This window comes from Streptomyces sp. NPDC005955 (assembly GCF_042871255.1).
In the GTDB taxonomy this organism is placed as follows: Bacteria; Actinomycetota; Actinomycetes; order Streptomycetales; family Streptomycetaceae; genus Streptomyces.
Map to the genome: position 1 here is coordinate 300570 of NZ_JBIAIF010000003.1, position 22720 is coordinate 323289.

General features: G+C 61.6%; 25 protein-coding genes and 1 pseudogene. 15 read left to right on the forward strand and 11 right to left on the reverse strand.

What is annotated here, in order from left to right; all coding sequences use genetic code 11:
- Positions 1-7 precede the first annotated feature (7 nt).
- Genes ACFYOU_RS09780 through ACFYOU_RS09795 form a run of 4 tightly spaced genes read right to left on the reverse strand, consistent with a single transcriptional unit; the run spans position 8 to position 5779 of the window.
- Positions 8-4534, reverse strand: a complete 4527-nt coding sequence (locus ACFYOU_RS09780) for a transglycosylase SLT domain-containing protein (protein WP_391304536.1) — start codon at positions 4532-4534, stop codon at positions 8-10.
- 8 nt (positions 4535-4542) lie between these two features.
- A complete protein-coding gene (locus tag ACFYOU_RS09785; RefSeq protein ID WP_391304537.1) occupies positions 4543-4953 on the reverse strand; it encodes a hypothetical protein in 411 nt (136 codons plus the stop codon).
- On the reverse strand, positions 4953-5255 hold the full coding sequence (locus ACFYOU_RS09790) for a hypothetical protein (RefSeq protein ID WP_391304539.1): 303 nt from the start codon (positions 5253-5255) through the stop codon (positions 4953-4955). Before ACFYOU_RS09790 ends, ACFYOU_RS09785 begins: the two co-directional genes overlap by 1 nt.
- A 50-nt stretch (positions 5256-5305) precedes the next feature.
- Complete coding sequence (locus tag ACFYOU_RS09795) at positions 5306-5779, reverse strand: hypothetical protein (RefSeq protein ID WP_391304541.1); 474 nt, start codon at positions 5777-5779, stop codon at positions 5306-5308.
- Positions 5780-5994: 215 nt separating this feature from the next.
- Between ACFYOU_RS09795 and ACFYOU_RS09800 the strand changes: the two genes are divergently transcribed.
- Positions 5995-6294 (forward strand): GNAT family N-acetyltransferase, encoded by a 300-nt coding sequence (locus ACFYOU_RS09800; RefSeq protein ID WP_391304962.1) that lies wholly within the window; start codon positions 5995-5997, stop codon positions 6292-6294.
- On the opposite strand, the gene ACFYOU_RS09805 is transcribed toward ACFYOU_RS09800, so the two are convergent.
- From ACFYOU_RS09805 to ACFYOU_RS09835, 7 genes are all read right to left on the reverse strand, one after another.
- Complete coding sequence (locus ACFYOU_RS09805) at positions 6279-6665, reverse strand: hypothetical protein (RefSeq protein WP_391304543.1); 387 nt, start codon at positions 6663-6665, stop codon at positions 6279-6281. The genes ACFYOU_RS09800 and ACFYOU_RS09805 overlap by 16 nt on opposite strands.
- 668 nt (positions 6666-7333) lie before the next feature.
- A complete protein-coding gene (locus ACFYOU_RS09810; RefSeq protein WP_391304544.1) occupies positions 7334-7843 on the reverse strand; it encodes a phage gp6-like head-tail connector protein in 510 nt (169 codons plus the stop codon).
- A gap of 238 nt (positions 7844-8081) precedes the next feature.
- Positions 8082-9134 carry a hypothetical protein gene (locus ACFYOU_RS09815; protein WP_391304546.1) on the reverse strand — a complete coding sequence of 351 codons (1053 nt, stop codon included), beginning with the start codon at positions 9132-9134 and terminating at the stop codon, positions 8082-8084.
- Between the two features lie 15 nt (positions 9135-9149).
- Positions 9150-9734 carry a hypothetical protein gene (locus ACFYOU_RS09820; RefSeq protein ID WP_391304547.1) on the reverse strand — a complete coding sequence of 195 codons (585 nt, stop codon included), beginning with the start codon at positions 9732-9734 and terminating at the stop codon, positions 9150-9152.
- 330 nt (positions 9735-10064) lie between these two features.
- Positions 10065-11447: a phage portal protein gene (locus ACFYOU_RS09825; RefSeq protein ID WP_391304548.1), complete on the reverse strand. Its 1383-nt coding sequence runs from the start codon at positions 11445-11447 to the stop codon at positions 10065-10067.
- A gap of 45 nt (positions 11448-11492) precedes the next feature.
- Positions 11493-12671 (reverse strand): hypothetical protein, encoded by a 1179-nt coding sequence (locus ACFYOU_RS09830; RefSeq protein WP_391304549.1) that lies wholly within the window; start codon positions 12669-12671, stop codon positions 11493-11495.
- 1677 nt (positions 12672-14348) lie between these two features.
- A complete protein-coding gene (locus tag ACFYOU_RS09835) occupies positions 14349-14711 on the reverse strand; it encodes an HNH endonuclease (protein ID WP_391304551.1) in 363 nt (120 codons plus the stop codon).
- Between the two features lie 322 nt (positions 14712-15033).
- Here ACFYOU_RS09835 and ACFYOU_RS09840 point away from each other — a divergent pair, with 322 nt between their 5' ends.
- The 14 genes and pseudogenes from ACFYOU_RS09840 (at position 15034) to ACFYOU_RS09905 (ending at position 22649) form a co-directional block, all read left to right on the forward strand.
- Positions 15034-15537 (forward strand): hypothetical protein, encoded by a 504-nt coding sequence (locus ACFYOU_RS09840; protein WP_391304553.1) that lies wholly within the window; start codon positions 15034-15036, stop codon positions 15535-15537.
- Positions 15538-15807: 270 nt separating this feature from the next.
- The gene (locus tag ACFYOU_RS09845) at positions 15808-16185 is read left to right on the forward strand and encodes a hypothetical protein (RefSeq protein ID WP_391304555.1); all 378 of its coding nucleotides are present in this window, start codon (positions 15808-15810) and stop codon (positions 16183-16185) included.
- Positions 16142-16912 carry a PD-(D/E)XK nuclease family protein gene (locus ACFYOU_RS09850; RefSeq protein ID WP_391304557.1) on the forward strand — a complete coding sequence of 257 codons (771 nt, stop codon included), beginning with the start codon at positions 16142-16144 and terminating at the stop codon, positions 16910-16912. The genes ACFYOU_RS09845 and ACFYOU_RS09850 overlap by 44 nt, the downstream gene beginning before the upstream one ends.
- A gap of 118 nt (positions 16913-17030) precedes the next feature.
- A complete protein-coding gene (locus ACFYOU_RS09855) occupies positions 17031-17846 on the forward strand; it encodes an AAA family ATPase (RefSeq protein ID WP_391304558.1) in 816 nt (271 codons plus the stop codon).
- Positions 17847-17872: 26 nt separating this feature from the next.
- Positions 17873-18208, forward strand: a complete 336-nt coding sequence (locus ACFYOU_RS09860; protein ID WP_391304560.1) for a hypothetical protein — start codon at positions 17873-17875, stop codon at positions 18206-18208.
- A complete protein-coding gene (locus ACFYOU_RS09865) occupies positions 18208-18630 on the forward strand; it encodes an endonuclease domain-containing protein (RefSeq protein ID WP_391304561.1) in 423 nt (140 codons plus the stop codon). Before ACFYOU_RS09860 ends, ACFYOU_RS09865 begins: the two co-directional genes overlap by 1 nt.
- Position 18631: 1 nt before the next feature.
- Positions 18632-18910, forward strand: a complete 279-nt coding sequence (locus ACFYOU_RS09870) for a hypothetical protein (protein WP_391304562.1) — start codon at positions 18632-18634, stop codon at positions 18908-18910.
- 120 nt (positions 18911-19030) lie between these two features.
- A pseudogene (locus ACFYOU_RS09875) lies at positions 19031-19252 on the forward strand (hypothetical protein); the annotation flags it as partial.
- A gap of 16 nt (positions 19253-19268) precedes the next feature.
- Positions 19269-19961: a topoisomerase gene (locus ACFYOU_RS09880; protein ID WP_391304564.1), complete on the forward strand. Its 693-nt coding sequence runs from the start codon at positions 19269-19271 to the stop codon at positions 19959-19961.
- Entirely contained in the window at positions 19958-20350 is a 393-nt protein-coding gene (locus ACFYOU_RS09885) for a DUF3310 domain-containing protein (RefSeq protein ID WP_391304565.1), read from the forward strand. Before ACFYOU_RS09880 ends, ACFYOU_RS09885 begins: the two co-directional genes overlap by 4 nt.
- Positions 20347-20724, forward strand: coding sequence for a hypothetical protein (locus tag ACFYOU_RS09890; protein ID WP_391304566.1), 378 nt, complete (start codon positions 20347-20349; stop codon positions 20722-20724). Before ACFYOU_RS09885 ends, ACFYOU_RS09890 begins: the two co-directional genes overlap by 4 nt.
- A gap of 31 nt (positions 20725-20755) precedes the next feature.
- Positions 20756-21571, forward strand: a complete 816-nt coding sequence (locus tag ACFYOU_RS09895) for a metallophosphoesterase (RefSeq protein WP_391304568.1) — start codon at positions 20756-20758, stop codon at positions 21569-21571.
- A complete protein-coding gene (locus ACFYOU_RS09900; RefSeq protein WP_391304569.1) occupies positions 21568-22116 on the forward strand; it encodes a hypothetical protein in 549 nt (182 codons plus the stop codon). Before ACFYOU_RS09895 ends, ACFYOU_RS09900 begins: the two co-directional genes overlap by 4 nt.
- A gap of 98 nt (positions 22117-22214) precedes the next feature.
- Positions 22215-22649, forward strand: a complete 435-nt coding sequence (locus ACFYOU_RS09905; protein WP_391304570.1) for a hypothetical protein — start codon at positions 22215-22217, stop codon at positions 22647-22649.
- Positions 22650-22720: the final 71 nt, after the last annotated feature.

Consider the following 22720-nt stretch of genomic DNA (forward strand, 5'->3'; position numbering starts at 1 on the left):
GCGCCTCCTACAAGGTTGCGTAAAGGGTTTCCGCGGTTCGGAGAGCCCGGAGTACCGCTTGAGGTGTCGGCTCGTTGCGGGCCTCGTGCACGTGGATTTCGTACGTCCTGCCGTTAAGAATCCCCTCTGTCTCCGTGTTGTCGAAAACCCGTTCTCCACCACCGAAGGCGACCAGTTCACGCCCCCTCTCGCCCACCAAGGCGAGCCCGGGAGAGGCGGACAGGGTTCCGGACGCGTAACCAGTTCGGCCGGCGAGCATCGATTGCCAACTTGATCCATAACGGCTTTGCGCGTAGTTCAGCCCCGCGTAGATGTTCGCGAGTGGGTTGACCGAAGTTCCGTAGAGGAACGGCCCGGTCTTCCCGAATGGACCGGCATGCGCCCTGTATGTCGGGCCGATTACCTGCATGAGGCCGACGCTTGGATGCCCCGCCTCCCAGTTGGAATCCCACTTGTTGACGATCGTGGGATTTCCTCCAGACTCCAGACCGATTCGGTACAGGACCGTTCCCAAGGCAGAGGCCGGGAGGTTCAGAAGCGAGAGGGCCTGAGTGGCTACCGGAGCCCACCGCTGGGCCCCGGAGCCGGAACCAGCGGAAACCATGTCGGCCCCGAAATCTGGCGTCTTAGCTGCTACCGTCGCTCCGTTACTGAAGTCAAATAGTCCCTTCGTGTTGGGCATGGCGGCTTGGGCGTTCGCCATGAAGTCGCCGTACACGCGACCTGCGTACGCAAGCGGAGCGTCCCTAACTTCCTTTACCGTCGACACCATGCCAACCAGATTGTTGTAGGACCCTGAGACGATTTTTCCGACGTCATCAAAGCCCGAGGTAAGAGCGTCGACCGGATTCGTTACGGTGTCCCAGAGTGCGCCCGCGGAATCGGTGGCACCACCCCAGAGATTCCCCCATACTTCGCTTAGGGTGTCCATCGAGAACACGTTCCCCAGGTATCTTTGGCCGCGCTCCACGATGTTCCCCGAACCCCGCCACACGTCATCCCAGAAGTGGTCGGCCAGGACCGGTGAGAGGGAACCGCCGAGAATTCCTGCGATCTGCCCAATACCAGAGGGCACCCGCTTGAGAAGCGTGTAGACATCCCCCGTCATCCAGTCGTACATGCCCTGGAACTTTTGAGCGGCCACAGCGCCGCCGAGGCCGGCGGAATGGTCACCGGTTCGGAGGATTCCACTCTGAACGCCTCCGCCCAACGGATCGGAAGCCCCGTCGAGCTTCATCGTCTTGAGCATGGCGGTGCCCACGGGCCAAATATTCTGGAGGTCCATCAACTGGTGGATCTCGGAAAGGCTACCCCCGCTGTCTCCTGACATTCCCCGAGCGTGCCGGCTGACACGTCCGCGAACCGCTAGCGAGTTCCATGTATCGATAGTCTCAGGGCCGATGGCTTGAGTGACCTCCGGGCGCAGAACCGATTCGCCTGGGGAAAGTAGTGCTGGGACCTTGTCCACCCACGGGGCGTAGCCGGGAATTACTCCGGCAGACGAAAGGTCGGACTCACGGATGACGCCACCGCGGGCCTTGCGCGTCCGCTTGGGATACCCTCCACCCGCGCTCCCGGGTGACTTACGGGAAATGTCCCCTAGCGCGTTATCGAGCCCATCTGCTTCCCCCTTGGCTGCCTTAAGTTCGGCCTCCAAGTCGCTGACATGACCCGTGACGCCTTTCAATGAACGCTGATTCAGAAGACCTATCCGACCGGCGAGCGAGCCGGAACCGGTTCCCTGCCCCACCTTTGCGTATGAGTCGTCCGCAGCATTGGTGAGCTTTCTGAACTCGCGGATGATGTCTGTCAGCCGGCGTCTGTTTAGATTGGCTGTACGTCCCGACGTGGACGACGACATTGCGCCGTCACCGATCTGGTCCGCAGCCCGCTTGGCAGCATCCCTTAGACCGCCTACCGACCCTGTGACCCCCGTGAGATTCCGCTTCTCCAGGGCGCCTACGCGGGAGCTGGCAGTGCCGATCTCCCGTCCGGCACTGTGAGCGGCCGACTTCAACTGGTCGACCTCGACGCGCACTGTGCTCAGCCGTCCAGCGTCGAGCCGATTGACTCTGTCCCGCGCAGCGCTCAGCTCCGATACGACTCCCTGACTCGACTTCCGGACCGCCTCTAGCTCCTGGTGGAGCTGGGTGAGGTTGGCCGTGTTGGCCCGCTGAGTCTGCTGCTGAACTGCGTTGACGGCCTGGCTCGCCTGTCTGGCCGCACCGGTGACCGAGGCGCTTCCGTTGCCGCCGAGCGCGTCACGAATCTGCCGCAGGTTCTCCCTGTCGACCTCGCGCAGCTCCCCGCGGAGACGAGTTGCCTCGTCGCGTGCCTCACGAATCTGGTCTTCCAGCTCCCTCAGCTGGCGTTGCCCGTCAGCTGTGCGGGAGTCCCTGCCGAGGACACCGTCGAGGAGCCGTCGGGGGTTGCTGCGATCGTCGCCGTTCCGGTTCACGGTCCGCTGCTGGCGGTACGCGTCCCGCCCGGCCTGACGCCCGGCCTGGCGCGAACCTCCGGCCGCCTGGACCTGGTCGCGCGCGTCCCGAGCTGCACGGCGCTGACTGCGGATGTCCCGCTGGCCGTCGACCGCGCGGGTACCGGCCCGCGTCACCGCAGCGAGGGGAGTGAAGGCACGGCCCACGAGCCCAACTGCCTTGCCGACCACCTTGGATAGGAGGCCCACAGCGAGGATCAGAGGGCCCCATTCGATCAGGAACTCAGCGACGGGCGCGGCCAGTTCGCCTAGTCCGGATTCCTCGATCCAGGTAGCGGCTGTGTCCACCATGCTGATGAACGTCTCGACCCCGTCCAAGAAGAGGCCAAGGAACTCGTCGGTGCGCGGCCCCCACTTCTCAGCGAGGCCCTGCACCTGATCGAGGATTCCGCCCTTGCCGGCAATCTGATTGCCTAGGGCCGTGTACTGGTATTGGCCGCCCTTTCCTTCCTCCACGAAGAGATTTCCGAGTTCGAAGGCGGCCCTTTCCTTCATCTGCTGAATGCGGCCGGTGATGGTCTCGCTCGTCATCGTCGCAGCGAAACCCTTGGACCCACCACTCTTCTGGTCGCCTTCGTACTTCTCGGGGTTCCAGTAGTTCAGCATGGCGTCCATGATTTGAACGCCGGTAACGCCACCCCCGTCCTTGGCCGGAGTTCCGATGATCTTCCACATCTGGGTGGAATTCTTGAACCCGAGAAGCTGCGCTAGTTCGGCAGCGGGCATGCCGGAAGCCGCAGCGAGTTGCTTGACGTTCTTTGTGGGGGCCCGGTCCATATCCATGATCATATCCATGGCGTACATTGCTCTTTTGAACTGCTCGGGATTCAGATTTCCCGCACGAGCCATGGAGTCACCGATGGCCATGATGATGTCAGTGGTTCTCTCGGCCGCCTTGTTAGCGGCCCCTGTGCGCTTCGTGGCATTGGTGCTGAACCATGCTTTGTCCGCGCCCGCCACGGAGCGAATCAGCTTCATTTGGTACTCGTGCATGACATCGATCGAGAACGGCGTATCGATGGCATAGTTCTGGATCGCATGCATCTGCGCAGCCGAAACACGCTTTGATACGCCGGCAGAGGAGAGGCCGAGTTGCCCGAGGAGTCGTTTGTCCGCGTTCTCGATTCCGACGGCCGAAAGCGCAGCCCCAGCACCCGCCAGCGGTGCCAGGAACCGTGTCGTGAGGATGTTCCCGGCCTCGTTGATGGACATGCCCACCTGATCGAACCACGTGCCAACCCTGCGGAGAGACTGGCCAGTGCGCGCGAAGTACGATTGCGTGGTCCGGTTCGTTGCGTTGATATCCCGGTTGGCGTCCCGGACTTGATCCCGCAGCACGGTCATGCGCCGCTGCTGATCACTGATCCCGTCCTGGAGGGCCGCCCGCTGGGCTGCGGCCTGTTCCCGGATCGAGGCCACGATCTCCCTCGTCGCGGCACGCTGAGCCTCGACCTGGGCGCGAAGCGCGGTCTGTTGTGCTCGGAGAGCTAGGCGGGCCTGGCGCTCGACCTCGCGGCGCTTCTCCTGCTCGATGCGATCGTGTTCGCGTCGGGCCTGGGCCAGGAGTCGGCTGCGGTCACGCTCCAACCGGGCAGCGGCGGCCTGGCGGTCCGTGGCGGCCCGCTCCTCCTGACGCACGGTTTCGCGCAGTGCCGTGCGTGTGTTCGCTGAGGTGGCTGCGAGGAGCCTTCTCTTGCGCTCTTCTACCTTCCGGTACTCATGGAAGCGGGCGGCTGCCTCTTCCCCGAACTCTCGGGTGATCTGCCGCTCGATCTTCCGTAGAGTCTTGGCGGAGTCGACGGCTTCCCTCTCGACTGCGGCCCTCGCCTTTTTGGCCTGCTTTTCTGTCTCCTTAGGGAGACCCGCAAGGCCCTCCTTTACCGCCCTGTTGACTTCCTTGGCGGCCGTAGCACCGATCTTCGCTAGCTCCGAAGAAACCTTCGTTCGAAGATCCTGAATGTCCTTGTGTAGGATCTTCGGGATGATCTCAACGTATCCGGAGCCGACCTTGATCGGTCCGCGCATTCCTTCGGCCATGAAGCCCCCTAGGCGGTTAGTTTCCCTATGAACTCCGTCAGTTCGCGTGCATCGCTGAACTCGCCGGGGGCTTCGGGCTGCGGCTCAGGTGCACCAGGCCGTGTGATCGGTGGAGGAATCTCAAGGTCTCCCGCGTCGGACTCGTCGACATTGGCCTTGAGGAAGAAGTAATTCGAAAGCTCAAGCGCGTCAGACACGCGTGCGAGCATGTAATCTCGCTCGGTCCACTTGGCTCGTTCGTCCATGGCCATGAGGAGAGTTGAGCGTCCCGGTTTGCTCATCAGAGATTGGATGAGTACCCCGATGCGTCGGAGGGAGAGCCGCCCGCGCCACAAGTCGAGGAGGTCCATATTGAAGAACTCCAAGAAGTCCGCTTCGAGTTCGTCAGGAAACTCCCGGACTACGCGGGCGACCGCCATCAATTTCCCGAGTTAGCGTCCCGTCCCTGGGCCTCACTCATCGAGCGGGTAAGCTCGCCAAAATCCTCAATGCTCGGACGTGTGGCCATGTACGCGGCCCACTGGTCATCGCCCAAGATGAGCTGAGTGGCGACCAGTTCGTCATCGGTCATCAGGACTTCAAGAGGAAACTTCCTCGGGTGTCGAATAGTGAAGTCAAGCCCGCGGTGTGTGAACGTAGCGAACTCGCCGGCGGCTTCGGCCGCAGCGGCGGCCAGCTTCTTTGCTCGGCGCTTCTTCTGGTTGGACTTCTTCTGAGACATACAGGCTCCTCGAAGGGAATTTGAGGGTGAGTGTGATTCGTCAGCTTTTGTCAGGGGGCCTTGATGTCGTCGTTGGTGAGGACGTAACCAAGCTTCCCTGAAGTGTCCAGAGCCTCGATGGTCAACTCGTACTTTTTGTTCTCGGTGCGTACGAGTTGGATAGCCCCTCGGTCCGAGATCATCGCCCGCGGCACAACGAGTCGATTCCGGATGGCGCCCTGATTCCAGTCCACGACGAGGCTCAATTCCTTGATATCCGGCGTGGACGAGAGATCGAGCCGAAAGACTCCAGTACCGACCGGAATTGGGTCAGTGGACATGATCTCGACCCATTCGGCGCCCCAGAATAGCTCCGTCGTGATCAGGTTCGTTTCCTGGAGCGTAGCCTTGACGGAGAAGGTCGCCGAGGTGACGTTGTACAGGACGGGAGTTGCCGACTGCCATGCGTTAACCGGCTGCGTTTCGATGGCAGGAGTCAGTGTGACCCCGCCTTCGTCGACATAGCCGAGCCCCTTGTGTCCCACAGGGGGAGTGTCCGGCGTTCCGAGGTCGCCCGGTGGTGTCACCGTCCCTGACCCGATCAACGCTATGTAGAGGGCTCCGCCCGGGGCAAAACGAATCTTCTTTGGGTCATTAGCCAATGAATCCTCCAGAAACCAAAGAAGGCCCCTAAGGGGGCCTCGCTGTTGTAGGGTCAGACGGTCTATGTTCTTTGGGGGTGGAATTGGAAAGCTTCTACGTGCGACATGATGGTGCAGCCTGGGTGAGGCTCATACACGATCCCGAGGGCGCCCGGCCCGCGATCATTTCCGAGATCGCTGTGTGGCCTGAACAACGAGGGAAAGGGTGGGGGAGTGACCTCCTTGCGGAGGTCTGCCACTTGGCTGACGAAGAGCGGATTTCCCTCATGCTGTACGTAGAAGCCGGTCCCGGAGGGCTGAGCGATGAACAGCTCGGTGAGTGGTATGGGCGCTACGGATTTCTTCGCTGTGAGAATGATGAGAGTGTAATGGTCCGGTTTCCTCAACCGGCCGTGTAGAAGAAAGCCACCTGTCCGCAGTAGACGTGCTCCCGCGAGGATTCGTCGGGGTCGTACCGTGGAGAGTCGATCTCCTCGACATCCAGCACGAGGGCGTCTCCCACGGATGCGCCAGGAAGCCCCTCTAGAAACCTCTCTCGGACGAGTAGCGCGAGATCGACCGCCGCTTTGCGGTCGATCGAGTACGCCGCGTATTCGACGTCGCAGCGGTCCATTCGATCCCGCACCATTCTGAAGCCTCCCATGTGTTCCAAGTACACAACCGTGTTGCCGGTGGCGTGATTCCTGAGATCGCCCAGGACAGCCCCGGGCGGAATCCCCGGCGTGGAAGTAAGGAAGGTGATTAGGATTTCGATTGGGTCGAGCTTCATTGGCTGACTCTCGCTTTCAGGAGAGCGCGCTTAAGCCAATGCCGGCCCCGCACCCTGCGGCCCCGTGGGCTCGTGAAACCGCGCTCTTGCAGCATCGCGTGACGGGCACGAGGGTTGCCCTCGACGACGATTCCGCCGTACCAGCCGTCGCGGTCCATGTAGACCACGGAATCGATCTGGCTCCGAATGGAGTTCCAGGAACGGCCGTTGAGGGACCGGCGCGGCGCATTGCCCTTGGCGTATCCGTCTATACGCGCTACGGCCTCGCGTAGGGCCTCCCGTGTACCGGGGAGGCTGTACACCTCGCGCGTCCATCCTCGGTGCAGCACCAGACGGATGCGACTGTTCCGAGGCTGGGTCACGTCACCCACCTCCAGGCGGAGACGCGCACATGCCGACGAGACGTACGCCCCCACTGCTCAGGCTCGCCGTCGACCTCGTAGAAGAGGTTGCGGGCCCGCACCCTGTCACCCGTTTCCACGGGTGCCCCGTGAGGGAGGAACGCCGTCACCCATTCCTGAGTTCGGTCCCGGTCAGGGGAAGGGGGATCAAGAGTGCGGTTCGGCTGGACGTCGCCCAGGCCCGCCCACACCTTCACGGCCTGGGCCCAGTCGGGGCGAGAGGTGTACGCGTTCGTGAGCGTCGGCGCCCTCCAGACCTCGACCGGTTCAGTCGCGGAGAACATGTGACCCCCTTAGATCGAGCGGGGGCCCCTGTCGGCGCAGGGAGAGGGAGCCCGCGGAGGCACGGCGCCAACGGCCCTGGCGGAGGCTGGTCCTGGTGGCTGCTGAAAGGGAGTGCGACAACTCCGCAGGGGCGAAAGTTACTTCCACCTCGCCAACCTTCTCGGCCGCGATGCCGGGCGAGAGGCCCAGCCAACGAATGACCTCGGAGCACGTGAGGGCCCGGAGCGAGGCAGGTGGCTCCTCGTACCCCCACGACGCCGTGAGCGTCACGGGGGAGGCGCCCCACCCGCCAACGCGGACGAGCTGCTTGCCGGTGAAGGCCCACCCGTCGGTGAGGGCCTGGCCGTCCTGCTCCACGGCGATCACGGTCAAGGCCGTGTGGTACCGGGCCGGGACGGCGAGGGCGCAGCCCCCGCCGGGGTAGAGGGTGATGCGCTGAGCGGTCCTCCGCTCCAGGTCTCGGCCGCAGAAGTCCTCGACAAGACCGGTCACGTCCGTGAGGAAAGCAGCCACACGGGTCAGCTCTTCGGGCGACAGTGTCCGGTCGACGCGCAACACGACGTCTTGGGGCGATGCAAGGGGCAAGCGAACACCTTCCAGAGCCGAACGAAATGGCATATGCCAAGGCGGCAGGGCTTGCCGATTAATATCCCCCCGAGCGGCCAGCTCGGAGGGTATATTTCTGACAATATGATGACGCCCCGGAGCTGGCTGCTCCGGGGCGTTCCTTTTAGGGAGCAGGCGGCGCAGTTGCGTTGTGCGAGGCGATCAGGGCCTCAACATTCTGCGCAATGACGAGCTGTTCCGGCCGAATCACCTTCGCGTCGTAAATGACCCGGCTCTTGATGGCGCTCGTGAACTTCGCCTCGGGCTTGTACGCCTCCATCTCTGCGAAAGGGATCACGAGAGAGACTGCGGCAGTCGACCCCATGAACAGATCGACGCTATTGAAGTCGGAGTGCCGATTCTTAACCATCTTCTCCGTAGAGCGGGTGTGGGTACCTAGGGTGTTCGCAACACGAACCGGAACACCGAGGATCTGCCCGATCACACCCGAAGGGAGAACCGCGGCGCCGCCGAAGCGACTTGCGTCGATGAACTTTGGATCGCGGAGAAGCGCGGAGCGCAGCTTAGGCGAGATGAAGAGGAAACGGTCCTGCGGGGCACCCTTGATATCCAGCTTCTCCAGCATGGTGACAATGAAGTCGTAAACCGAAACATCAACTGCGGGAAGATCGGCATCTACGATCGTATCGATCTTTCCGTGAAGCGCGGGAAGTCCAGTGACTACCGCGCTTCGGTCCTCCGACCCGTTCAAGTCCTTGCCTGAGGTCGCGGCAAGTAGCGTCTTGGCAACCAGCGAATCAATGGTTGTTGCGAGTGACCGCGCACGCTGATTCACCAGGCTGGTCATGAGGTCTACGCCAGCCTTGGTTTGGAGCTGGTGCAGCTTGTCCACCTCAATGTGGAAGCTGGAACCCTTCGCAACCGTCATCTTGATGTACTCAAGCGCTGCGTGATCCGCCGCACCGATCGCACCGTAGGACTTGACAAGCCCCTTGTCGATTACAGTGTCTACGAAATGCGGGATACGCACCACGTCGCCTTCGCGCCGGAACTCGCCCTCGAACTGGCGATTCGTGATATCCGGAGATCCAAGTACGAGACTGTCGTCCAGATCCTCAAGGAACTGGGCGGTCCAAATCTCGGGAATAAAATGCCCGCCCGCTGCCTGAAGGGCGCCTGCGCCGGGGTTGTTACCAATCTGGCTGGTAAAGGTCATGCACTACCTTCTTCGTTAGAGGTTTCCATTCATGAGAGAATCCAGCCGGCCGGCCTTGCGGGCTGCCGAAATCTCCTCACGGGACATTCGGGAAAGAGTGTCGCGGCTGATCTGGCCGGCGGCATATCCCCCCTCGCCTCGGGGGCCGAGGCCAATGTCCTGGGCATACAAGGGAGTCTTGGCAGGCTGAGGTAGGCCGGCTACGAAAGCCTGGATAGTCTCTACATTCGGTGATCCGTCAGCCCCTAGGAAACTCTTTACGTCGAGGTGCTGAGTCGGCGGAAGCTGCACGCCTGTGGTAGCGGCCTGCGCGCGCAATTCGGCCTCTACCAGACGAGGTGACACCTCCGCGAGGGCGGTGCTCCGTGCTTCTTCCCGGGCTGCCTCAACCGCCTTTTCGGCGTCTGTCGTTGACGCTTCCTTGATCCTGGAAAGCTCGGTACGGGCCTCGTTCCAACTCTTCTCATTCTGGCGAGAGAGCGACTTCCATCGCTCCACATCGGCCCGAAGGATCTCGACAGCCGAATCCTGGGATTCGGAGCCGGCCGAAGCCGACTGATTGCCTTCGTTGTGACTATTTTCGTTCATGCAGATCTCCATTTCGGTAGCGTAGGCAGTCCCCATTGCGGGGAACGCTCTTAGATAGACCCCACACGCGTGCAGGCAAGACGGGATTTGACAGTTTCCTGAAACCCTGCTTCGGTACCGCCATGACTCAATTCACTCCGCAATCCGCGGCTGACGTGACAGAGGAAATTGTTCAGCTCGCATACCAGATCGCAGAGAACCGGTACCCGAATTCTCGGATCGACTGGGATGATCTGCTGTACCACCTCGACGGAACCGTGTTGGAGGACGGCCGAGAACTCTATATGCCCGATGACATGTTCGCGATCTCCGTTTGCGCCCTTCGAGGCGCGGTGACGAACCTCAGAAGCTCGTAGGCAGCTTGCGCGCAGTGTTGCCGGCATTGCCTTGCGGAGGCTTAGAGGCTGCTTTCTTGGCCTCCACCGCCCGCGGATCATGACGGGGCTCCGGCGGATACCTGTTAGCCAGACTTGCAGCCGCTTCCGCGTCATGCTCCCGCATGATGTGGAAGCGCTCCACTTGCTGAGGCGTGTACCCTGCGTCAAGAAGCAATTGGTCCCGAGGAACGCCGATCAGTTGTGCCTTAAGTAGCGCATCATAATGCTGGGCGATACTCCTATTTTGTGGATCACGCCAGATCACCTCAGCGCCAAAGGCGAACGCCCGCCTATCGCCTAGAACCCGGAAGGCCAGGCGCATTACGCGCTCCCACGCCTCCCCGTAGTGGAGCATTCGTTCTCGGGTCTTGGCTATCAGCCCCGCCTCGGCCGACGCGATCGCCTCGCCTGAAGGTGCGGTGCCCCCGTTCAACAGGAAGTAGTGGAAAGGAATCCTGCTGATGCTCGCCATGTGCTGAACGAGCATGCTCGTGAGGTTTACATAGTTCTTGAGGTCGGCTGCCTCGAACTGCCCGAACCGCACATCGGGTGACTCGGCTTGGAGGAGCTTGTCAACAGCGACTCGGTAAGGCTCCACCGGGCGGCCCTGCTCGTCCTCCTGTATCTCCAGGCCGGTCACGTACCGTTGCGGCCACGCCGCGTACTCGCTCGCCACCAGGGCGTCAGCCACGGTCTTGTTGATCGCGTCAGCCAGAGGGATGACCACAGCGAGGTCGGAGACGGGCGGACTGGTCAGGCGGGACCGGGTGGGGATCGGTACGACCGGCGGAGCGCCAAGCGGGTTCACCCGAGCGCGGTAGTCGCCCCAACGGCCCGCAGTGCCAGTAGCCGTGAACACGAGCCCGCCCCACCAGAGAGTGACGAACTCTCGGCCCCAATCATCGGTGCCGAACTTGGCTGCCGCCTCGATGCTCCGCCGGTCGCCAGGCGTGTGCTGAACTACCACGTTCTCAGCGCTCTCGACGCTGATGGTAGGGAAACCGTCTGCGTCAGCCCACACGACCGCGTACGAGACCCCGTGGATCATCGATTCCAGATGCGCCGTGTTCGACTCGGCGTCGAGATGGTTGCGCTGCCAGATGTCCCGGGCGTCCCTGTCTCCGCCCGGTTCGTCGGTCATCTGAAATCCATCAATGGCCAAGCGTTCGTTGACGCTATCAATGATCAAGCCACAGAAATTGTCCGACCATTGCTCGAAGACTCGGCCAAACTCGTTGTGATACTTGGCCTGGGCGAACACCATCTGCTGGTGCTTGCCCTCGTAGTAGTTGGCGCAGAACCGCAGATACGTGCGCCGTCTCAGAAGCTTGGAATGCAGCCAGTCCACCCATGCCGAGGGGCTATCGGGCGGAGACTCAACGAAATCAGTCAACTACCACCCCACTACTCGTGACCTCCGAATCCGCATACGTCCATCGCTGATGGCGTCCGCCCTCGCTTCCAAAGCGAGAACGGCACATACGGCAAGATCAATCTTCCTTTTTGAACGCGGGGAATCTTTCTTGATGAGGATGCCCTGAGGCACTTCCCGAGCCACAGCATTGAGCACGTGGCGAGTTAGGCGATGGTCTCCGTCGTGTCGGAGATCGCGCATCATGGCAGCTGTGCGGAAACGCTCGATAGCCCGCGCCATCCGAGTCGGCTTGTTCGTCCAAAACTCGTAAACGGTGTCCTCGCCGTGAGCGAGTGCCCAGCGACCTATGTTTTCCTGCCAGTACGGAGGGTCCGCGTACATCCAGGCAACTCGATATCGAAGGAACGTTTCTGCGACTCTCGCTTCCACCTCAAGAACGTCGACCTCCCAATCTGGGGACGCGTTCTTGGGGCGCTCCCAAACGCCGATAACGAAGAGCTTGGCATCGCGCAACCGGATTCCCGCGAGTCCAGTCGAGTCCCCGCGGATCGACCCGTCAAAGCCCACAGCGATCTGATCGCCCGGCATGATCGGGTCCTCTTCTTCGAGGCAAGAATCCCATTCTGATTTGCTCATCCAACCGTCGCTCGACTCCGCGATCTGGTTGAAATAGAACCGACAGTATGTGGAATCTGGCGTAGTCCGGTCATGGAGGATTGTTCGGGTCAGGCCGTCGACGTCGGCCCACGAGGCATCGCCGTACGCCTCCACCAGAGCCGCGCGCACCTTCGCTTCATCCCGGATATCGTCAAGTGCGATCGAGCCCTCTATGCAGTCGTAGAGCCAAAAGCCCTGCGCCACCATGTCGGACTCATGGATGATCTGTGCGACGGAGTCTTCGAGAGGGTTATACGCGTTCGTTGTGGAGACCCATCGAGAGCCAGCCTTGGCGGTCTTCTCGATATTGCGCTTAAGGGTCTGGAAGAACTCTGGGCCACCCGTCGAGCCCACCCAGTGATGGCATTCGTCCATCAGGCAAAAGGAGGGCCGATTTCCCTCGTTGGTGCGACCCGCGGTAGCCTTTGGCTTGATGCTGCCGGGTTTTCCGCTCTTGAACTGGATCACCATTTTTCCGATGTCCAGCCCGTACACTGCCTCGGCCGGAGACTCTGAAAGCATGCCCCGGATCATGTCCATCGTCTGTTCTGTCTGGTCTAGCGCGGTAGCTCCGACCTGAACGACAGGAAGAGGGACAGGCTTTCCGACAGGAAGACCGAACGCGTCCCAGTGGGAGAATCGACACGGGCCTAGGAACTCGACAATGGCGAGCGCCGCCAGGAGTGGGGTTTTGCTAAGCCCCAGCCTTTCGCTCGTCGAAGCGTTGCGGCTGAGTAAGTCCACCCCCCGTTCGGCCTGATGCTGTAGAACCACAGCACAAACCTCAACTGCTCGGGCGTGAACTGCCAGGGCTCGCCGGCCCGGTCGCCGTCTGGTTGAACAATGTACTTCTGGGCCCAACGGATGATGTGGTATCCCAGCGTCTCAGTGGGTTTCGGAACCCCCGAGGGGAGATTGCCCGTCTGAATTGCGCATCGCCGCCTCTTTGTCAAACACTGCGTGAGGCAGCTCAACGATCAGGTAAACTCCCGGTATGAACTCAGACTCCTGCCCTCGATGCCGTGGGCCGCTGGTGAAATCTCCGAGCGAAGTCCCTGCCAGTTCGCGCATGGCGCCAGATGGAGAGCTTTGCATCTGCTCCCCTTGCGCACAGGATGAGGCCCTTCGGGCTGCCGGCGGTTACCCGCCTGTTCTTCCGAAGGACTGGCCGGTCACTCGTCGCCTGACCGCGGAATCGGGTTGAGTGTGCAGCTAATTACTTAGGAGGCGGTACAGCTCCTCGTCGACGTTGGAGACGGAATCCGCCGGCCCTGTCGCCGGCGGATTCGTTGTCTCGGACTCTAGGACCATTCGCAATCGGGCCCGGTCCTCTACCGTTGCACCCCACTTTGCGACCCGTTGACGAATTTCGCCGGCTAGTTTGAGATCGCCTTGATAGAGCCCGTCGACCAGCTTCGTCGTCAACTCCAGCTCGGCCCAGTCGGTCTCTGCCCAAGCTGCCGTCTGAGGGGCTGTACTCCATGTTCGCCAAAACCTTCTGGCTCCGGACGTCGTGATACCGAGCCCCCGCGGTAGCTCGCGGCCGGGTCGAGGCTCCGCCGGCAACGCGCTCGCTCCGGGGTGCACATTGCGCCGTTGGGCGTTCCCTGACGGTGCTGGCCCTCTGGTCACCCGAGCCGCACCCCCGGCAGGTCGACGCCGACCAGGTCGGCCAGGTCGTGAAGCTCGTGCAGGGCATCCCGACGCCAACTCCGCTTGCGTCGAGCCCTGTTGGGTGAGGGCGGAGGCTTGAGTCGAGGACCCTCGGGTCGGCCCTGGCCGTCCTCGTGCATTGGTGCACCACTTCCCTGAGGTAGCAACGAAAATTGCCCGATGGCGGGGTCTGGCGGTCTAGTCGCCAGACATGAAGGTTGTTGGCAGCGCACGCAAGTGCGCTGGGCAGTTGCCCAGTTGTGCGCAACGGGTCTGGGAGGCGACCAAGGCCGCCGGCCTGGCCGTCGCGGGATTCGAACCCGAGTTACCTCCCGGAAGGGGAGGAGCCCTGAGCCGCTAGACGAGACGCGTCCCTGCTCCCTCCCGTGAACAGAAGTAAGGAGTAGGCGAGGGGCGCTACCTCTGTCGGCCATCCAGGGTTGAACCCGGGCCTTCGCCTCAGAAGCGGTGCTCTTACCGAGCTGGGCTAAAGGCCGTGCAGCCAGCGAGGATTGGGCTACGGTTCGACCCTCGCTGGGCAATCCCGTGCTACGGCACGGGCACCTACTTCCCCCGCTCCCTGGCGCTCTTCTCCGCGTGACACCCGCGGCAGAGCGTCTGCGCGTTGTCGAGGTCCCACGTTCCGCCCTGTGCGATCGGGCGGACGTGGTCGACCTCCAGGTCCTCACGGGCTCCGCAGCGGACACACGTGAAGGAATCTCGCACGAGTGCCCTCGGCCTGACCCTGCGATCCCAGAGGCGACGCGCGGCCGAGCGTCGCAGCTCGTTCCGTGCGCTCGTGCGTGACCAAGGCCGCTCGCCTGGGGCGTGGTCCACGCATCGGCCGTTACGGACAGTCCGTGAGGTACAGCCCGACTCCATGCAGATAGAGGCAGCTCTAGGCAAAGCACTCCCTAAATAGATCATGTGTTCGAATGCGTGGGAGTCTCTTTGCTCAGGTTGCTCAGGTCTTCCTCAACGGGGATTGAGAAAGCGGCCCGGCGGCTTCTAGTCTGGCGCCGGGCCGCGTGTCTATGTCCTGATCGGCCGGCCCGAAGCTGGCGGTTGTTCACGGGAGAGAAATGTTTGCTCACTAGGGTGAGCTACTGTGACTGTGAAGTCACCTTAAGTTTCTTCCTGCTTCTCACTCAGTAAGTACACGTCCTCAGCGGGTGAGGAGGACGGAGCTCGTTAGGGCTCTGGTGTGACGTGGGTCATGCTGGAGGTAGGTGCGGGGAGAGGGGTGCTCATGCGGCCACGGAAGCTACCGAACGATCTGGAACTGCTGGAGCTGGAGGCCGCCGGCCTGAAGCACTGGGAGATCGGAGACCGGTACAACGTGAGCCGTCAGGCCGTCACCAAGGCGTTCAACAACATGGACGTCTACCGCCGAGGTGCGTTCCACGCGGCGACGGCGCGGCTTCCATGGGACGTCGCGGCGCACCCTGCGCGCGAGGCCATCAAGGACTCTGAGGCGTTCGCGGGGCTCCGCGCCCTCGTGCGTGAACGCATGGGTGTCGAACTCTCAGATCGGTCTCGGCGCTCGCTGAGGGCCTTCTTCTACAACGTCAACAGCGGACGGGTGCTGACCCTGGCCCCTGAGGGGCCTGTCTGGGCGCGGCGCCGTGACAGCGATGGAGACATGGTGATCCGATGGCCCGAGGGGGCCCCGGCGCCGACTCCAGGCGAAGTTCGTTTGTTCAGCCTCGCCCCCACCGGGGACGACATGCCCGAAATGCACCCCCCGCAGTAAGCTGCACACGCTCCTGAACTGCCCGCAAAGGCCCGTGTCTTTGCGGGCAGTTCTCTGGGTTGTGCCAGGTCAGGGGGGTAGTTCTGTGACGCTGACCACGGGAAAAATTGCCCCTTGCTTCGCACGAGCACAGGCGTACTCTCAGGAACCGCAGGAGCCCAAACCGGACAGATCCTCGAATCTGCGTGGGAGGGAGGGCAAGCGGGAGGAGCGGGGGGGTTCTCTATGAGGCTGCATGCCGTAGCAGGTCACGGGACGCGTTGCGACGCGTTGCGCCGTGCTGTAGTCGCCGCCAAGGTGCTGGCGAGGTCGGACGTGTACCGGTCGGACGCGCTGCGGATCACCGCAGTCGAGGCCCTGGCTGTCGGAACCTTCTACCTGGTCACCGACTCGGACACGATGTACGACGAAGACTTCACGGCGCTGCGGCACCTCGACGTGCTGCTCGGAGCGCCCTGGCGGTCACGGGCCCTCAAGTCGACCACCTCGGCCCACCCGCACCCGAACTTCCCCCTGTCCACGAAATTCGCTGTCCACGTCGTACATCCCGACTACCAAACGGAGGGTGAGTTCTATGAGGTCGGTAGTGCACGCGACCCGCTCTGTGAGCCAGGTCGAGCAGTACGAGAAATGCCCGAAGCAGTATGAGTTGCAACGCGTCCTAGGTGTTCGCCAGCGGCCGGCCGCCTGGTTCCACCAGGGCACCGCAGTCCACGCCGCTGTGGAGGAGTACGAAGTGAGCGGCCGGGCCCTCGATGCCTCGGAGGCCGTGGCGGTGTTCAGCGAGAACTACAGCCGAGGTGTCCGCGCGGACCTTGCGGCCGAGCCAAACTTGGACCGGTGGATGACCGCCGGGGGGGCGGCAGGCCGTTCGGACATCGAGTCGCGATACGCGCTCGGCATGGACCAGACCCGCGCCTACGTGGAGTGGGCAGAAGAACACCAGCCAAGCATCTGGAAGGGCGAGGGCGGTGAACTCGGCATTGAGAAGCACTTGACAGCGGAGATCGGCGGTGTCACTGTCCAGGGCTACGTAGACCAGCTCGTTAATCAGCCAGACAATTCCGTTCGGGTGCGGGACGTCAAGACTGGAACGACCCGGAGCGCATTTCAGCTTCAGACGTACACCGTGCTGGTGCGGAAAGCCCTGAGTTTGAAGGTCAATGACGCAGACTGGTACATGGCCAAGAACGGAAAGCTGTCCAGGCCCATCGACCTGAAGGAAGTCGCAGAGGCAGACATCGCCCACCGGTTCGTGGAGGCGGACCACGGCATTAACGCGGGCAGCTTTCCGGCTCGGCCCGGGTTTCACTGCCGCTTCTGTTCCGTGTCGCACGCCTGCAACGCCGAGAAGAAGCGGCCATTGCGAAAGTAGCGCGCATCTGCCTACTGTGAAGAACACACGCCCCTGAGGGGGCTCTTTTTAAACACAGTAAGTTGCCTCCTGGGCTGAGTGTTGTGAGAGGTGTTCCTTGTTTTCCCTATCCCAATCCGTGAGCATCCGCGGCTCGGCCGGCGAGCCGTTGCCGGTCGTCTTCAAGTCCTTGCAACGCCTTGAGGTTGAGTTCCGCCGTTCGGAACTTTCGCTTGTCGTCGCCGGCCCCGGAACAGGCAAGAGCCTGTTTGCACTGTTCTTGGCGATGGCGGCTGAGATTCCTGTCCTCTACTTTTCGGCGGACTCCAGCTCGGCAACGCAGGTTTCCAGGGCCACGGCCATGATCACCGGAAACGACGTCAAGGGGATCAAGAACGCCTTGACGGACGGAGACTTCTCGGTCTATCAATCAGCACTAGGGGCGCGTTGGTGGGTTCGCTTCTGCTTTTCAGCCCGGCCCACGAGGACGGAAATAGAAGTACACCTCCTCTGCTACCTGGAGGTGTACGGGTGCACTCCCCATCTCCTCGTGGTGGACAACATCACGAATGTGGATAACGGGGCAGTCGGGGACGCAGAGGCATACACCTTCGGCCTCGAAGAGCTTTGCGAATATCTGAGTGAGATGGCGCGCGAGACTGCGGCTCACGTGCTCGGACTCCATCATGTGACGGGCGAACACTCTGACGGACTCAAGCCGATTCCGCTTAGCGGTGTAAAGGGCAAGGTCCACCGGGTTCCCTCTCTAATCCTCACTATCCATAAAGAGGTTGATGGAATGGGCGGGCGAATACTGAATGTTAGCGACGTCAAGAACCGTGAAGGCTTCGAGGATTCCTCAGGGGCGACCTTCATAAGCCTCCGGCTGAATCGCTCCAATCTCCGCCTGGAGGAGGTCGACGAAGAAACCCCGGGAATGTTCGTGGGCCAGTAAGCCCCGACGGAAAGGTGTGAATCAAGGTGAGTGGCGCGGAAATGTGTGGCGGGTTCAAGGCTCAGCGCGAGTTCGGGTGCGCGCTCGAAAACCGATTTCCTGATCTGGACCTGTCCGAGCTGGACCTAGACGGGGCCGCGATGATAGTGGAGATCAGTGACCTGAGGCGCCTGAGCTTGCGCCAACTCTCCAAGGTGCTCGTAAGAGCTGCAAGAGGCGGCGTAAAGACAGCGGTAATCGACCTCCGTCCGAGAGGGCTCGTCGCCGCTGTCCCCCTTTTCAACCTCTTCGCCATGGTGGACGAGAGTGCCCGTCTGAAGGAATTGTCGGTACTGGAGAGGGCAATCCGGACGGGAGGCTAATGGCGAATCCCCGCAGAGGATACCGGGAGTGCGTGAAGTGTGGGAAGAACAGGTCTGAGAAGTTCTATACATCCTCTCGCGGGAAAACCTGCTCATCCTGCCGGAAAGCCACTCGGCGGCAAACATCCCGGAGCGCGAGACTCCGAGCCACCTACGGGCTGACCGCCGAAGACTACCGACGCCTTTACGAGGCGCAAGGCGGGAAATGCGCAATCTGCCTAGAAACCCGCAAAGCCAACTTGGCCGTAGATCACTGCCATAAAACAAATGCCGTGCGCGGCCTTCTCTGCGCCCGCTGCAATGGTGCGCTCCTAGCCCGAGGGGCAAGAGACAGGCCCGACGTACTACGGCGAGCCGCTGACTATCTAGAGGACTATCCGGCCTGGAAAGTCCTCGGACCCCGACACACAAAGGAACCGTAAAATGGCTGAAGCTAAGATCACGACCACGACCGTGAAGACCATCGCCCTAACCCTCACAGTCGAGGAAGCCGAGACGATCATGGCGGTCGGCGCAATGATCGGAGGAGACCTGAACAACACCCCCCGCCGACACTACGCGTCCGCGGTTTCAGCGCTCCGCAAGGCCGGCGTGCGCGATTTCGATTCGTCTGGGCCGCACCCGTACCGGCATGTGGTTCCCGGCTCGGTGCTCACCTTTACCGAGAAGCCGCGCACCAGCCCTCACCGCATCATCTTCTGATGGACGACCTGGGGGGAGCCCGTTCCTCGTACTCTCGTGTTTGGCGGGGAAATCACGAGACATGGATGGCCGCTGCGAGGAAGTATGACTTTCCGGTGACGCGCTACAAGGTGGGGCCAGATGGTGAGCGACAGCTCATCGAATCCGAATACGAAGCCGCGGATCGGTAGCGTCCTCGCCTACTACTACGGCGTAGTTGTGCGAGGTTCGAGGGGGCGAGTGAGGATCACTTGCCCCCTCCCGACGCACACGGACTCACATCCGTCTGCGTCCGTAGACCTCGACAGAGACCGGTGGAACTGCTTCACCTGCTGTCTGTCGGAGGACTCCTACGCCGTAATCATGAGAGAGGAGAATATTGCCTTCACTGACGCCAAAGAACACGCACGTACCAGAATCGGTAAAGGTAGCCAAGAGGTATCACCAGAGCTACCGGGGAAGCCCGGCGGAGGAGTACGTAGCGGCCCGGGGCCTCGGGAAAGTCGCAGACAGGTACGGCCTGGGGTACGTCGATTCGGCTCTACCTGGGCATGAACGCTACGCGGGAAACCTGGCGATACCCTACCTCCGCCCCGCCGGCGGGGAAGACGGCGTCGCGACCGTCCGGTTTCGCTGCATCGCGGACAAGTGCGTCAAGGCCGCTGACGGCTCATACCTTGTGCAGATCGGTGAGAAGGAACACCACCAAGGCCACGGCAAGTACATGAGCCTGCCAGGGGACCCGCCACGGCTCTTCAACACCTCGGCCCTGATCAATCCCAGTCCGATCCTCGTTGTTGTTGAAGGCGAGTTCGATACCCAGTCCTGGGACCTGGCCGGAGTCCCTGCCGTGGGTGCCCCGGGAACAGGAACATGGCGAGATTACTGGACCCCAGCACTTTTGGGGTATGAGGCCATCTATCTCATAGCGGAGGACGAACCTGGACTGGTCTTCATGGAGAATCTGGCTGCGAAGATCCCGTCAGGAAAAGTGATCCGGATTCCTCAGGACTCGAACGCAATTCTTCTCAGTGAGGGTCCGGGGGCTCTAAGGAAGAGAGTCGGGCTGTGAAGATCGGCAGTAAGGTCACCGTCCATGTGGGCGACCACCGGGGGAAACGGGGGAGAGTGATCAGCTACGAAACCGGCCGCACTTACCCAGCCCTCGTGAAGGTTTACGATGGCATTTCTATCAAGTGCCTTTGGTACCGAGACAGCGAACTCGAACCAGTCGCGGGAGAAGTCACAGTGAATGGCGTCGTTGACCCCCAGTACTACTCGACCCCTGCTGGGGGCCAGGTGATCGACCTTGCAGAGTACCTGACCTTCAATCGAGGTAATGCGGTCAAGTACCTAGCCCGCGCAGGCCGTAAGCCTGGTGCCGGCGAGCTGGACGATCTCAGAAAAGCCGAGTGGTACATCAAGCGGGAGATCCAGCGAATCAAGGAGGGCAATAGATGAGCTTCCGCTTGACTGAAGAACGGATTCTCTCTGAGATGGCGGCTGTTGCTAAAGAGCATCCTGACAAGATTTATCGGGCCCCTGCTGAAATGCTGCCGTGGGCTGGGGCGGCCACATGCTTCTATGTGCACGAGTCCCCGGACGGGCAAGAGGCCGGATGTTATATCGGCACAGTCCTGCACCGATTGGGTGTCCCTCTTGAGGTTCTGAAGGAGCAAGAGACCTACTCGGCCGGGGAAGTTCTCAATTCCCTCAGAATACCCGGGCTAACCTACGAAACTTACACGCTCATCCGTACAGTTCAAGCACTTCAGGACGAAGGTGAGAATTGGGGCGAGGCTTACAGAATAGCTGCGGGTAAGCTGGCCGGGTGATCTAGCGCCTACGTAGAGCCTGGGAGGGCTATTGAAGCGAATCGTAATTCTGTCGGACCTACAGGTCCCCTATCACGATCCGAAGGCCCTGGATACTGTGACCAGGTTCATCGGAGACTATCAGCCGGACGGGTTGTTTCAGATCGGGGATCTCAACGACTACGAAACACCCTCGCGATGGAACGAGGGGACGAGGTATGAGTACAGCCAGCAAGTACGCGCGGAGTCCGAACTAACCAAGCGTCGAGTCCTGGAGCCAATACGTACAGTCTACGACGGGCCCTTCGGGATTCTGGAGGGGAACCATGATCTCCGGCCCCGAACGTACCTGAGTGCCAAGGCGCCAGCGCTCGCAGAGTACGCCGGAGATTTCCACTTCTCCAAGCTCCTAGATTTCGACGGATTCGGTATCGACCTGACGCCCTCGTTTCACAAGGTTGGCCCGGACACGGCCCTGATCCACGGACATGAAATCAAGGGCCTTTCTAACATCGCGGGTAACACAGCCTATGGCCACTCAAGTAAGGCGACCACGAATCTAGTCATGGGCCACACCCACCGACTTGGGGTCCGGAGGCACGGCCCTTCACATCTTGGGGGGCTCCGCTGGGGTTTCGAGGTTGGTCACATGATGGACCCGCGGCAGGCTCAGTATCTCGGCCCAGGGAGCGTCGCTAACTGGCAAGCCGGATTCGGAATTCTGTACGTCGGAGACGACGTTTCCCCTCACCCCATTGACATCCGACGCGATGGCTCTTTCGTCGTTGAAGGGGAGCATTACGGGCAAGCCCTACCCACACGAGACATCCGCGGGCGGTTCGCGAAGAAAAGGGGGCACGTCGCGTGACTGAGATCGACTGGGCGCACGTAGCCAGCATCGCGGAAAAGACTGCACGGTCAGTATCTGCGGCCTGGAGCGTGGTTGAGAAGGACGACGTAAAGCAGACGATTCTTCTCCACGCTTACGAACGTCGACCACTTATCGAAGCGAACTACAACGACACCTTCCTGCGGGCATTCTGCAAGAAGGTCGGAGTTCAACACGCATCGAGGGAGCGTGACGCACGGGACCTCGAAGACGGCCGCTACTACTACACACCCGAGGAAGCCCGCAGGGCCCTCGAAACCTTCGTCTACACGGACGAAGAAATCGGCCAACGAATGGGACGGAAGGACGATCTCCTGTCCTGTCAGATCACAGACAGTCTAATTACAGCCCGCCTCGACGCCTCAATTGCTCTTTCCAAGATTAAGAAGACTCAGAGAGACGCAGTGCTGCGGCGTTACGTCTACGGGCTACCCCCGAAGAACGACACTGAGCGAAAGGCGAGTAATCGCGCTGTCGATGCCCTCGCGCGTCAGATGAACCGTAGCCTCCGTGCCTCAACCTGACAGCCATAGAAAGCAGATCATTGACCTTCCCTAACCCGTTTGACGGACCCTCTCCTTGGGGCGAGAGCAGTCCGCCCACCCAAACCATGGAGGCGCCCATGACGCAGCCCGTTGCCCCGACTGCGCCCACCCGGTACAAGATCGGCTTGACCTTCAAGGCCGCGCCCGGCTACGACGCTGAGTGGATCACGCCCACCGTCTACGGAGTGACGGCCGACGAGGTAGCCGTGAACGCGGTCGCCCTCATGAAGGCCCTAGCGGACAAGGGCGTCATCGACCTCGCGGCCTTGGCCGCCAAGAAGGTCCGAGACACCCATCGCCAGTCGCAGGCCGCCACCGATACCACGCCGAAGACCTTCCAGAACGGCAAGGTCCAGGAGGCGCCGGCCGCCGCCGTCGGGGACTGCCCGCACGGTCGGACACTCAGAGAGGGTCAGGGCGCCAAGGGATCGTGGGCCGCGCTGTTCTGTAACGCCCCCAAGGGCGCGCAGTGTGACCCGCTTTGGAGGCAGAAGGACGGCAACTTCGCATAGCGGTTGAGTAGTTGCTAAGGCACCCAAGGGGGCCGAGGATTCCTCGGCCCCTTTTTGCTGTGGAGGGAGGA

What these genes read in the sequence shown, in the direction of transcription:
- ACFYOU_RS09820 (WP_391304547.1), bottom strand. Translation starts at nt 9,734, where the DNA reads ATGGAGATCTGCATGAACGAAAATAGTCACAACGAAGGCAATCAGTCG.
- ACFYOU_RS09805 (WP_391304543.1), bottom strand. Translation starts at nt 6,665, where the DNA reads ATGAAGCTCGACCCAATCGAAATCCTAATCACCTTCCTTACTTCCACG.
- ACFYOU_RS09785 (WP_391304537.1), bottom strand. Translation starts at nt 4,953, where the DNA reads ATGGCGGTCGCCCGCGTAGTCCGGGAGTTTCCTGACGAACTCGAAGCG.
- ACFYOU_RS09870 (WP_391304562.1), top strand. Translation starts at nt 18,632, where the DNA reads ATGGCTGAAGCTAAGATCACGACCACGACCGTGAAGACCATCGCCCTA.
- ACFYOU_RS09905 (WP_391304570.1), top strand. Translation starts at nt 22,215, where the DNA reads ATGACGCAGCCCGTTGCCCCGACTGCGCCCACCCGGTACAAGATCGGC.
- ACFYOU_RS09840 (WP_391304553.1), top strand. Translation starts at nt 15,034, where the DNA reads ATGCGGCCACGGAAGCTACCGAACGATCTGGAACTGCTGGAGCTGGAG.
- ACFYOU_RS09790 (WP_391304539.1), bottom strand. Translation starts at nt 5,255, where the DNA reads ATGTCTCAGAAGAAGTCCAACCAGAAGAAGCGCCGAGCAAAGAAGCTG.
- ACFYOU_RS09780 (WP_391304536.1), bottom strand. Translation starts at nt 4,534, where the DNA reads ATGGCCGAAGGAATGCGCGGACCGATCAAGGTCGGCTCCGGATACGTT.
- ACFYOU_RS09815 (WP_391304546.1), bottom strand. Translation starts at nt 9,134, where the DNA reads ATGACCTTTACCAGCCAGATTGGTAACAACCCCGGCGCAGGCGCCCTT.
- ACFYOU_RS09835 (WP_391304551.1), bottom strand. Translation starts at nt 14,711, where the DNA reads ATGATCTATTTAGGGAGTGCTTTGCCTAGAGCTGCCTCTATCTGCATG.
- ACFYOU_RS09865 (WP_391304561.1), top strand. Translation starts at nt 18,208, where the DNA reads ATGGCGAATCCCCGCAGAGGATACCGGGAGTGCGTGAAGTGTGGGAAG.
- ACFYOU_RS09890 (WP_391304566.1), top strand. Translation starts at nt 20,347, where the DNA reads ATGAGCTTCCGCTTGACTGAAGAACGGATTCTCTCTGAGATGGCGGCT.
- ACFYOU_RS09830 (WP_391304549.1), bottom strand. Translation starts at nt 12,671, where the DNA reads ATGGACATGATCCGGGGCATGCTTTCAGAGTCTCCGGCCGAGGCAGTG.